Source organism: Zoogloea oleivorans (assembly GCF_008107625.1).
Classification (GTDB): domain Bacteria; phylum Pseudomonadota; class Gammaproteobacteria; order Burkholderiales; family Rhodocyclaceae; genus Zoogloea; species Zoogloea oleivorans.
On record NZ_SDKK01000008.1, the window covers coordinates 104053 to 111946 of the forward strand.

The 7894-nt window shown below is 65.2% G+C and carries 4 protein-coding genes; 2 read left to right on the forward strand and 2 right to left on the reverse strand.

Annotated elements, in window-relative coordinates; translation table 11 throughout:
- Positions 1-2577, reverse strand: a complete 2577-nt coding sequence (gene cphA / locus ETQ85_RS09985) for a cyanophycin synthetase (protein ID WP_148578901.1) — start codon at positions 2575-2577, stop codon at positions 1-3.
- A gap of 62 nt (positions 2578-2639) precedes the next feature.
- Positions 2640-4835 (reverse strand): cyanophycin synthetase, encoded by a 2196-nt coding sequence (locus tag ETQ85_RS09990; RefSeq protein WP_148578902.1) that lies wholly within the window; start codon positions 4833-4835, stop codon positions 2640-2642.
- A gap of 225 nt (positions 4836-5060) precedes the next feature.
- Here ETQ85_RS09990 and ETQ85_RS09995 point away from each other — a divergent pair, with 225 nt between their 5' ends.
- Positions 5061-7379, forward strand: coding sequence for a cyanophycin metabolism-associated ABC transporter (locus ETQ85_RS09995; protein WP_148578903.1), 2319 nt, complete (start codon positions 5061-5063; stop codon positions 7377-7379).
- 10 nt (positions 7380-7389) lie between these two features.
- Positions 7390-7857 carry a cyanophycin metabolism-associated DUF1854 family protein gene (locus tag ETQ85_RS10000; RefSeq protein ID WP_148578904.1) on the forward strand — a complete coding sequence of 156 codons (468 nt, stop codon included), beginning with the start codon at positions 7390-7392 and terminating at the stop codon, positions 7855-7857.
- The last annotated feature ends 37 nt before the right edge of the window (positions 7858-7894 follow it).

A 7894-nucleotide genomic window follows, 5' to 3' on the forward strand; every position in this document is an offset into this window, starting at 1 on the left:
TCAGGCTGTCGCTTCGGCGATCCGCCTGGCGATGTGCTCGAGCGCCTCTTCGACCTGGTCGATGAGGATCAGGCACAGGTCGCCGGACTGCAATTTGGCCAGGGCCGAATCGATGGCCAGAAATTCACCGCGAATCTCTGACACGTCCTTCGTCCGCGTGGCATCGGCCAGACCGGCACGCAAAAGTGCCAGCACCTCGCCATCCGAACGGCCGCGCTGACATTCGTCCTGGTACAGCACCACGTCATCGAACACACTGCCGAGGATGCGGGTTTGCTCGCGGATGTCCTCGTCGCGCCGGTCGCCGGCACCACTGATCACCACCGAGCGACGCTTGGCCGGCATGCTCTCGACAGCCTGCACCAGCGCCAGGATCGCATCCGGATTGTGGCCGTAGTCGGCAATCAGGGTCGCGCCCTTGTAGTCGAACACGTTGAAACGGCCCGGCGCAGTGGCCGCATCGTTCACGAAAGTGGCCACACCCTTGACGATGACTTCCGGCGCAAGCCCCAGCGCCCAGGCCGCGGCGATGGAGGCCATGGCATTTTCGATCTGGAAGGAGATCGTGCCGTTGCGGGTGATCGGAATGCCGGCCAGCGGCACGCGGAACTCGTCCGCCCCCTTGGCCGCCACGATGGCATCGCCATCCACAAAAACCACCCGGTGACCCTGCACCCGATGGGTGGCGAGAACCGGGTTGTACTGGTCGGCGGCAAAGAACAGCACCGAACCCGGGCAGGCGCCGGCCATGCGGACGACCATCGGGTCGGCAGCGTTGAGCACGGCGGTGCCGTGCTGGGCCACGTTCTGCACGATGACCCGCTTCACCACCGCCAGGTCTTCCACGGTGCTGATGTACGACAACCCCAGGTGGTCGCCCATGCCGATGTTGGTCACCACCGCCACGTCGCAGCGGTCGAAAGCCAGGCCTTCGCGCAGCACGCCGCCGCGGGCGGTTTCGAACACCGCCGCGTCCACGTCCGGGTGCAGCAGGATGTTGCGCGCACTGCGCGGGCCGCTGCAGTCGCCGGTATCAATGCGGCGCTTCTGCACGTACACGCCGTCGGAGTTGGTCATGCCGACCCGCTTGCCGCTGACGCCCAGCAGATGGGCGATGAGGCGCACGGTGGTCGTCTTGCCGTTGGTGCCGGCCACGGCAACCACCGGAATGCGGCCGTTTTCGCCGTGCTTGTACATGTTGGCGATGATCGCCTCGCCCACCGGGCGGCCCTTGCCGTAGGACGGCTGCAGGTGCATGCGCAGGCCGGGGGCGGCGTTGGCTTCCACGATGCCGCCGCTCTGCGCTTCGAGGGGTTCAAGCATGCTCTCGCACACCACATCCACGCCGCAGATATCCAGACCGATATTCTTGGCCGCCGCGATGGCCCGCTCGGCCACCTCGGGATGGACGTCGTCGGTCACGTCGGTAGCGGTACCGCCGGTGGACAGGTTGGCATTGTTGCGCAGGATTACGCGCTTGCCCTTCGCCGGCACCGAGGTAGCTTCAAAACCCTGGTTGGCGAGGGTCGCAAGCGCAATCTCGTCGAAACGGATCTTGGTCAGCGAGGTGGCGTGACCGGTGCCGCGACGGGGGTCGCTGTTCACGTGATCGACCAGTTCGCGGATGGTGCGCTTGCCGTCGCCGATAACCAGCGGCGGCTCGCGGCGCGCTGCAGCGATCAGCTTGTCGCCAATGACCAGCAGACGGTAGTCGTGCCCGGGCAGGTAGCGCTCCACCAGCACATCATCGCTGACTTCGTAGGCGACCTTGTAGGCCGCCATGACTTCTTCCTTGGTGCGCAGCTTGACGGCCACGCCCTTGCCCTGATTGCCGTCGCGGGGCTTGAGCACCACGAGGCCACCGATTTCCTTGGCGGCCAGCCAGGCATCTTCGGCGCTGGTCACCGAACGGCCGAGCGGCACCGGCACGCCGGCGGCGCGCAGCAGCGTCTTGGTGAGTTCCTTGTCCTGGGCAATGGATTCGGCCACAGCGCTGGTAAGGTCGGTTTCGGCGGCCTGGATGCGACGCTGCTTGCTGCCCCAGCCAAACTGCACGAGGCTGCCTTCGGTCAGGCGGCGGAAGGGAATGCCACGCGCCACGGCAGCCTGCACGATGGAACCTGTGGAGGGGCCGAGACGCACGTCCTCGTCGAGTTCCTGCAGGCGCGCCAGGGCGCTGGCCAGGTCGAAGGAGCCATCGGTTTGGGCGGCACGACACAGCGCCACAGCCAGGTCGAAAGCCAGCCGACCGACTTTTTCCTCGGTGTATTCCACCACCACCTGGTAGGTGCCCTTTTCGAGGGTGTTGGAGGTGCGGCTGAAGGTCACCGGACAACCGGCGCAGGCCTGCAGGCCGAGGGCCGCGAGTTCGAGGGCATGGGCTACCGAGATCGAGCCCAGGTGGCCGTCGGCCTCCAGGAAGCCCATCTCGGGAAACAGGTTGCGCAGACGCTCCTCGTAGCCCGGGATCGAGTCGATGTTGCACTCGGTTTCGGAACAGGAAACGATGGCTTCGATCGCGGTGTGCCGGCTCCACAGATTGGGGCCGCGCAGAGCCCGGATGCGTGAAACTTCCATGGATAACAGTCCTTGTCGTTATTCTCGGCGGCCACCTCGTGGTGGCCGGCCAGTATCTTGGATTATTCGTTGCGAAGCGGAGCGGTCGGATCGTAGGGTTTGACGCCGGCCCGGATCATCGCCGGCGAGACACCCAGCGCCCACGCGGCGGCAACAGCGGCCAGCAGGTTGGAAAGCACACCCGGCTGTTCGCCCTTGCCACCCGCCAGCATGGCAATCTTGGCCAGACGGGCCACCGGATCTTCTGTCTCACCGGTCGCCAGCACGATGGCGCCATCCTTCACGTACACCGTGCGCCGGCCTTCGCTGCGGGCGGTGGCAACGGCTTCGGCAGCGCTGTCCACCGCGTAGAAAATCACCTCGCCGTCGGACAACTCGGCCAGCTCGACCACAGCCGGATCTTCGGCATTGAGGATCGCCGCGCCGTTGGAGAGCACGAGGTCGATCTGGGTGCGGAAGGTGTTCCAGACCTTTTCCGGCGTGTCGATGTAGAACTCGCCGTAATGCAGTTCCGGATCGATGTTGGTGACCACGCCCACCTGGCAGCGGTCGTACACCGTGCCGTCGGCGAGGATGCTGCGATGACTGTTTTCGAACACGGCGGCTTCGACCGAACGGTTCATCAGCACGCGCTCGGCGGCATCCCAGTTAGTGCCTTCGGCGGTTTCCACCTGACGACCATCGAGGAACACGCCCTCGCTGCAGGCCAGACCGGTGTATTGGCCGGACAGGCGCAGCAGGTGGGCGATGAGCCGCGCCACCGGGGTCTTGCCGCGGCTGCCGGTCACGCCGACCACCGGAATGCGAGAGTCCTCGTCCTTGGCGAACAGGTGATCGACAATGGCCTCGCCCACCGGGCGCGGCTGCCCGACGGCCGGCTTGATGTGCATCAGCAGGCCCGGGCCGGCGTTGACTTCGACGATGGCACCACGCTGCTCGGCCAGCGGCCTGGAGATGTCTTCACACACCAGGTCGATGCCGGCGATGTCGAGGCCGACGATGCGCGCGGCCAGACAGGCCAGCTCGGCGTTGTCGGGGTGCACTTCGTCAGTCACGTCGAAGGCCATGTTGCTGGTGCGGACAATCATCACCTCCTGGCCAGCGGCGGGCACGGAGCTGCCGTTGAACCCTTGGCGCGCCACTTCCATCTGGGCCGCCGGGTAGTTGTCGAGCTTGATGAGGTAGAGCGGAAACTCATGCTCGACACCACGGCGCGGGTCGGAGTTGATCTGGGTTTCGATGAGCTGATCGATGGTATTCACACCATCGCCGACCACCGACACCGTATCGCCCTTGTTGGCGGCGACCATCTTGCCGCCCACCACCAGCAGGCGGTGCTCGCTGCCCTTGATGAAGCGCTCGACCATCACTTCCGAGCCTTCGGCGTCGGCCAGCGGATACAGCTCGGCCACTTCGGCAGCGGTACGGATGTTGGTGAACACGCCGCGGGCGTGGTTGCCGTCGCTCGGCTTGACGACCACCGGGTAGCCGATGTCCTCGGCGGCTTCGATGGCATCCTCGATGCTGGTGACGATGCGCCCTTCGGGGATCGGCACGCCGCAGGATTCGAGCAGGGTCTTGGTGAGGTCTTTTTCGCGGGAGATGCTTTCGGCAATGGCCGGGGTGCGATCGGTCTCGGCGGTCCAGATGCGGCGCTGGCGGGCGCCGTAGCCCAGTTGCACGAGATTGCCCTCGGCCAGCAGGCGGATGTACGGAATGCGCCGCTGCTTGTCGGCGGCCGCTTCGACGATGCAGCGGGTGCTCGGCCCGAGCAGGTGGGTGTCCACCAGGTCGCGCAGCTTGAGCACGGCGGCATCGACGTCGTAGGGCCGCTCTTCAATGGCCGCCATCAGCAGGTCATGGCCCATGTTCAGCGCAGCCATCGACACATCCTTCTGCCAGGCGCGGATGACCACCTTGTAAATGCCGCGAATCGACGTCTCGCGGGCCTTGCCGAAGCCGCCGGACATGCCGGCCAGGTTCTGCAGCTCAAGGGTGACGTGTTCGAGGATATGCCCCGGCCAAGTGCCGTCGCGCAGCCGCTTGAGGAAACCGCCCCGCTCGCCGATGCTGCAGCGGTGCTCGATGAGCGTCGGCAGCATGGTGGTCAGGCGCTCGTAGAACCCGGGAATGACGTTGGACGGACAATCTTCCAGGTCATGAATATCGACCCACGCTTCAAGGACGGACCGGTAAGTCCAGATGTTCGGTCCCCGCAGGTGGAGCACATTGAGGAATTCGATCGTTTTGTTGGTCATGGGCAAGGCGGTTGAAATGACGGGCTTGGTAGCGGCAGTCTGAAACAAAACTTCAATCTCCGCTTAACGCGGAAGGGCCGGTCAGGATTACCGGCACGAAAAATATTCGATATGCCGGCGCTTCTGCCCACTTGCCGGGTATACGCGCTTGTAACGAGTCAGTAAACTTCGGGCGCAATTTTGCCCTACGCTGGCCGTCTTCTGTGGCCTTATCGCGTCCCCAAGATGAATTCCGCGCACACTGCCGTTTTGCCCGCCTACTCCGACTATCTTGGTCCGGCCGTTCCGGACAGTTGGCGCCCTCTTCTCGACAAGGCACTGGCTGCCGACGAGAAGGTATTGGCCAGCCTCGGTCTCGATCTGGACAAGACCCTGCAGTTTCGTAGCGGCCTGGTAGCCCTCACCGACAGCCGCCTGCTGGCCTGGGATCATCAAACCGAGAACTGGCAGTCATGGAGCTTCCGTGAAGGCTTGAGCCTGCGCCACCGGGATCACGCCGGCGTGGCCAGCCTGGAACTGGTGGATGCCCACGCCCGGCTTGGCGGCTGGCGCTTCACGCTGGCCCAGGACCCGGCCGCGCGCAATCTGTCCGACCGCTTCCAGGCACAAATGGAATGCGTCCTCGCCGGCCGCGAGCCGACGCCGCCCGAGCCCCTCACCTGCCCGACCTGCGACGCGCCGCTGCCGCCGGGCACCGACGAGTGCCCCACCTGCGCCCGCGAGATCCACACGCCGCCGTCCACCTGGACGCTGTTCCGCCTGTGGCGCTTTGCCGCGCCCTACAAGGGCCAGTTGCTGGCCGGCTTCCTGTTGACCCTGGTGGCCACCGCCGCCACGCTGGTGCCGCCCTACCTGACCATGCCGCTGATGGACGAGATCCTGATCCCGTACCAGAACGGCCAGCCCATCGACACCCACCGGGTGATGATGATGCTCGGCGGACTCTTTTTTGCCGCGCTGTTCGCCTGGGGCCTTGGCTGGGCCAAGACTTACATCCTGGCGCTGGTCAGCGAGCGCATCGGCGCCGACCTGCGCACCACCACCTATGAGCACCTGCAGGGCCTGTCGCTCGAATATTTCGGCGGCAAGCGCACCGGCGACCTGATGGCGCGGATCGGCGCAGAAACCGACCGGATCTGCTTGTTCCTGTCGATGAACCTGCTCGACTTCGCCACCGACGTGTTGATGATCACCATGACGGCGATCATCCTGGTATCGATCAACCCCTGGCTGGCCCTCGTCACCCTGGTACCCCTGCCCTTCATCGCCTGGCTGATCCACATCGTGCGCGACAAGCTGCGCTACGGCTTCGAGCAGGTAGACCGGGTGTGGTCGGAAGTCACCAGTGTGCTCGCCGACACCATCCCCGGCATCCGGGTGGTCAAGGCCTTTGCGCAGGAAAAACGCGAGGTCTCCCGATTCCGTGACGCCAACGCCCGCAACCTGGCGGTGAACGATCGCGTCAACAAAGTGTGGTCGGTGTTCTCGCCGACGGTCACGATGCTCACCGAAGTCGGCCTGTTGATCGTGTGGGGCTTCGGCATCTGGCTGGTCTCCAAGAATGACGTCACCGTCGGTACGCTGGCCGCCTTCCTGGCTTACATCTCGCGCTTCTACACCCGTCTCGACTCCATGAGCCGGATCGTCTCGGTGACACAAAAGGCCGCCGCCGGCGCCAAGCGCATCTTCGACATTCTCGATCACGTTTCCAGCGTGCCCGAACCGGCCAACCCGCTGCACCTGCCCAAGGTCACCGGCGCTATCGAGGTCAAGCGGGTCGGCTTCCGCTACGGCAACCGCACCATCCTGCGCGGTGTCGACCTGAATATCGCTCCCGGCGAGATGATCGGCCTGGTCGGCCATTCGGGCTCCGGCAAGAGCACGCTGGTCAACCTGATCTGCCGCTTCTACGACGTCACCGACGGCTCGATCCGCATCGAGGGTATGGACATCCGCTCGGTGCCGGTGTCGGAATACCGCCGCAACATCGGCCTGGTGCTGCAGGAACCCTTCCTGTTCTTCGGCACCATTGCCGAGAACATCGCCTACGGCAAGCCGGACGCCAGCCGCGACGAAATCATCGCCGCCGCCCGCGCCGCCCACGCCCACGACTTCATCCTGCGCCTGCCGCAGGGCTACGACTCGCTGGTCGGCGAGCGCGGCCAGGCGTTGTCGGGCGGCGAGCGCCAGCGCATCTCCATCGCCCGCGCGCTGCTCATCGACCCGCGCATCCTGATTCTCGACGAGGCCACCTCCGCGGTGGATACCGAGACCGAAATGGAAATCCAGGCCGCCCTCGAAAACCTGATCCGCGGCCGCACCACCATCGCCATCGCCCACCGCCTGTCCACGCTGCGCAAGGCCGACCGGCTGGTGGTACTGGATCGCGGCCAGATCGTCGAAATCGGCAACCACGACGCGCTGATGGAGAAACAGGGCGCCTACTTCCGCCTGTACGAAGCCCAGACCCGCAAGCTCGACGATGGCGCCATCGCCGCCGAAAAGCCCCGCGTCCCGTTCCACCGCGAACACGCACCCGTCTGAAGGTCACCCCATGTCCACGCAGAACATCCATCTGGAACGTAACGCCTTCGGTCAGCTGCTGCTCACCGACGCCGACGGCAAGGGCCACGCCATCACGCCGGTGCGCGCTTTCCCCATCGCCGCGCCCACCGAGAACATCGGACTGATCAATGCCGAAGGCGCGGAAGTGGCCTGGGTCGCGCGCCTGTCCGACCTGGCACCGGAGCCGCGCAAGCTGCTTGAAGAAGAAATGGCCAACCGGGAATTCATGCCGGTGATCCAGCGCATCAACAGTGTTTCCAGCTTCGCCACCCCCAGCACCTGGGACCTCGAAACAGACCGCGGCCCGACCACCATGGTGCTCAAGGGCGAAGAAGACATTCGTCGCCTCACCTCCCCGGCACTGCTCATTGCCGACAGCCGCGGTATCCACTTCCTGATCCGCGACCGCTACGCGCTGGACAGCCACAGCAAGAAGATGCTCGACCGTTTCCTGTAAGCGTTTCCGGTACATAAAAGAGCCCGGAGCGGGCGGC

Excerpts from the sequence above, each read along its gene's own strand:
- cphA (WP_148578901.1), bottom strand. The coding sequence starts at position 2,577 with ATGGAAGTTTCACGCATCCGGGCTCTGCGCGGCCCCAATCTGTGGAGC.
- ETQ85_RS09990 (WP_148578902.1), bottom strand. The coding sequence starts at position 4,835 with ATGACCAACAAAACGATCGAATTCCTCAATGTGCTCCACCTGCGGGGA.
- ETQ85_RS09995 (WP_148578903.1), top strand. The coding sequence starts at position 5,061 with ATGAATTCCGCGCACACTGCCGTTTTGCCCGCCTACTCCGACTATCTT.
- ETQ85_RS10000 (WP_148578904.1), top strand. The coding sequence starts at position 7,390 with ATGTCCACGCAGAACATCCATCTGGAACGTAACGCCTTCGGTCAGCTG.